Source organism: Acinetobacter sp. UBA1496 (genome assembly GCF_002324975.1).
GTDB classification, from domain to species: domain Bacteria; phylum Pseudomonadota; class Gammaproteobacteria; order Pseudomonadales; family Moraxellaceae; genus Acinetobacter; species Acinetobacter variabilis.
Map to the genome: position 1 here is coordinate 6578 of NZ_DCRI01000035.1, position 3144 is coordinate 9721.

The window sequence follows — 3144 nt, forward strand, 5'->3', positions numbered from 1 at the left end:
GGTTGAGAGATTTTTCCGCTCTGTTTTTTTAAGCTGTTTTTAAGATCGAACATGTTAATTTCCCCCACCAATGACAGGCATGGCCTGTATGTCTTGCCATAAGTTTTGATTGATTTGTGCAATAGCATCTTTCGACATGACTTCACTTGGGCTAATGCCTAAGCTCAAACTTTCTGCTTCAATGGCCTTTTGCCAGCCATCCCGTAACAACTGGACTTTACGCAGACGGATGTCTTGTAATTGAAGCGTGGCTTGCTGAACATCGGTTAAAGCAAACTTGCCTGCCAAGAAACCTTGTAGCGTCTTACTTTGAACTTGAGTCGCCAAAGGAATTTGAGTCTCGTCAACGACTTTGAATTGCAGCTCTAAACCCTGCAACTCGGTTAAAATTGTGCCTATTTGCAGCGCATTTTGCTTCAGATAAAACTCTTTCTGACGCTCTAATAAGTTCATTTTTTCTTGCGCGATTTTTATGCCATTTTGCTGACGATCGAAAATATTAAGCGGTACACTGACTCCGACTACTAATTGATTTTGTGTGGAGTTTTCCAAGGATTGGGGGCGGTTGACACCTAGGTTTAAAGTGGGGTTAGGACGTGCCTTTGCCCTTAGTTGATCAACCGTTGCTTGAGACTCTAATACCAGTAAAGCTCGATATTTCTCAACGTAGTTTTCCGCTAAATATTCTTGAACCTGTTCATGAGTCGATTTTGGCCAGAGCTTTTGTGAAGAGAGGTTTACCTGCAATGACTTATCAGACGTACCCCATAAATTTGATAATTGTTGGGTGGCCACTTGTACCTGTAAGTCTGCCTGTCTAAAAAGACGGATATTTTCAGCATGGCTTAAACGTGCGCGATTTACATCTACTTGGGCAATACTGCCTGCATTAAAGCGCTTTTCGATTGCTTGAAGGTTTTCTTGGCTCACCCGAAGTTGTTCATTGACAATGTTTTTTTCAAGTTCAGCAATGGCCAGTTGTGACCATACATATTTCACTGCAAGCTCAATTTGTGCTTGATAAATCTTCTGTTTCAGCGCTGTTTTATCTGTAGAGAGACTGGCTAATTTTTGGTTTGCTCTTCGCTCACCAAAAATATCCAAGGGTTGTGATATGCCAATGGTAAGCTCTTTTTCATTATTTGAACCAAATCCCGTTTGTTCAACTGACAGTTCAGGATTTTTAAACAGCTTACTTTGCTGAAGATTCGTGGCATTAATGCTGTTTTGCGTTTCCCAGAAATTTTGGGACGCTTGATATTGGTTAACCTGCTCAATAGCTTGCTGCAGCGTTAAATCTTGAGTACTGGCGACTACGGAAGTACTGAAGCTGATCATTGCAGATAGCAAGATACCGCTACCTAAGGCTGACCAGGATAAATTCAGGATGGAGGTATCCTGATGTAATTTGTTTTTTGACATGAAAATGCCCCACGCATAATGAAATTAGGAGTGGTGGGCTTTTATAAGACTACCCCACCAATAGTAGGGGCAAATCGGGAGGCGGGGTTAATTGATCCAGATAAGGGGGTTTATAAAAAGTTATTCCCAAATAAGTTGGGGTAATGCCGGTCTCAAAATTAGCTTTAAGCTTCAGATCATCGGGTGGGTCAATCTGAATCACGATTGTATTTGAGAAATGACTGCACTTTTCGTTAAAACAAACCTTCTGACAATAGTCATAGATTTCTTTATAGTTTTCTAGGGAATAAAGTGCTTGACGAGGACTATCACTCTTTTCGTCTAAATCGATTGGATTAGAGAGTATTGAATTGGGTATGTTTGGCATTTCATGCAGACACGCAGCCTCTGCCACACTCCAAATATTCTGGAATGTGAATAAGAGTACCAATATCTGGATTAGAAATGTTTTTCTCTTCATACACAAATCTGTATTTAAAACACCAATAAGAAGCTGTCCAGATCTATCAAAGATCTGATCACAGAATTTGAGTAACCTTAAACTTTTTGCAGCCTTAAGTAAAGATATACAGAATTTTTGAAAAAAGCATAGGTCTAGATAATCAAGCTAGATTTTTTAGAACTCCACATTGGTCAATTGTACATAAACCATCACAAGTACCTCTTAAATCAGATAATTGTTCAATAAGCTTTTGTTGCTTGATTATATTTTCTCTGATAGCACTGACATGTAAGTCAATTAATTCATTCACATCTGAACAATTTTTCTTGGGATTATCTTTATAGGTGAGTAATTGACGAATTTCATTCAAACTCATATTTAAAGTTCGGCAATTCAAAATAAATTTAATTCGCTCAACATAGCCTACATCGTAAAGGCGGTAATTTCCTTCCGTTCTTTCGGGTTCCGGAATTAAACCTTCCTTTTCATAAAACCTAATTGTTAATACTGAACATGAGGTTTTTTTAGAGAGTTCACCAATTTTTAAATGCATTGAGTTGGTATTTCCAAAAAATCTTGACTCTATAGTAACTATAGGGATTCTAATATTCAAAGTTTATAAATTTTTTTAATGGGTATAACTATGAGTGGCTGTGGATGTAGTAAAGAAACACCATGCGAAGATAAGAAATCTCAACAAGAAAATCATCCATCAATTGCAGAAGCAAGCAATTCAAAGAATTGTGATAATACGCCTAGCTGTTGTGGTGAAGAGGAAGAAGAAAAATCTTCATCTCCTTGCTGTAACACTTCAAACAGTTGTGAAGATACCGCTCAATCCTGTTGTGGTTCTGATCCCAAAGAAAATTTAAGCACTGAAGACGTTTTAAAAGATTCGCACTACATGAGTGAATACTTAGTTCCCAAAATGGATTGTTCTGCGGAAGAACAGATGGTTCGTATGGCGCTATCTTCAATTGATGGTGTTCAAAAACTCATCTTTGATTTACCTAACCGGTCTTTAAAGGTTCTACATAATCAAAAAGATGAAAATATAACTACCAAACTTGAAGCTTTGGGTTTTGGTGCAAAGCTTGTGAAGACTGAAACTTATATAAGCAATCAACAAGCTAAGCAAACAAGTACCTATACCATTCCTAAAATGGATTGCTCTGCTGAAGAGCAAATGGTCCGTATGGCTCTTGCAGATATTGAAGCAGTTAAAGGTCTTACTTTTGATCTTCCCAATCGAAAACTGAAAGTCTTCCATAATGAAGGGA

The 3144-nt window shown here is 38.0% G+C and carries 3 protein-coding genes and 1 pseudogene; 1 reads left to right on the top strand and 3 read right to left on the bottom strand.

All coding sequences use genetic code 11. From position 1 onward, the window contains the following. Window positions 1–54 precede the first annotated feature (54 nt). The 3 genes from B3143_RS04065 to cadR all read right to left on the bottom strand — a co-directional run bounded on the left by B3143_RS04065 (window position 55) and on the right by cadR (window position 2417). A complete protein-coding gene (locus tag B3143_RS04065; protein WP_286739614.1) occupies window positions 55–1422 on the bottom strand; it encodes a TolC family protein in 1368 nt (455 codons plus the stop codon). 49 nt (window positions 1423–1471) lie between these two features. Next, complete coding sequence (locus tag B3143_RS04070) at window positions 1472–1882, bottom strand: hypothetical protein (RefSeq protein ID WP_004733191.1); 411 nt, start codon at window positions 1880–1882, stop codon at window positions 1472–1474. 142 nt (window positions 1883–2024) lie between these two features. Next, window positions 2025–2417: a Cd(II)/Pb(II)-responsive transcriptional regulator gene (gene cadR / locus B3143_RS04075; RefSeq protein WP_004992253.1), complete on the bottom strand. Its 393-nt coding sequence runs from the start codon at window positions 2415–2417 to the stop codon at window positions 2025–2027. 90 nt (window positions 2418–2507) lie between these two features. Here cadR and B3143_RS04080 point away from each other — a divergent pair. Next, window positions 2508–3144, top strand: a pseudogene (locus tag B3143_RS04080) (heavy metal-associated domain-containing protein); the annotation flags it as partial.

Coding starts and splice junctions, on each gene's coding strand:
- cadR (WP_004992253.1), bottom strand. CDS start 2,417: ATGCATTTAAAAATTGGTGAACTCTCTAAAAAAACCTCATGTTCAGTA.
- B3143_RS04065 (WP_286739614.1), bottom strand. CDS start 1,422: ATGTCAAAAAACAAATTACATCAGGATACCTCCATCCTGAATTTATCC.
- B3143_RS04070 (WP_004733191.1), bottom strand. CDS start 1,882: ATGAAGAGAAAAACATTTCTAATCCAGATATTGGTACTCTTATTCACA.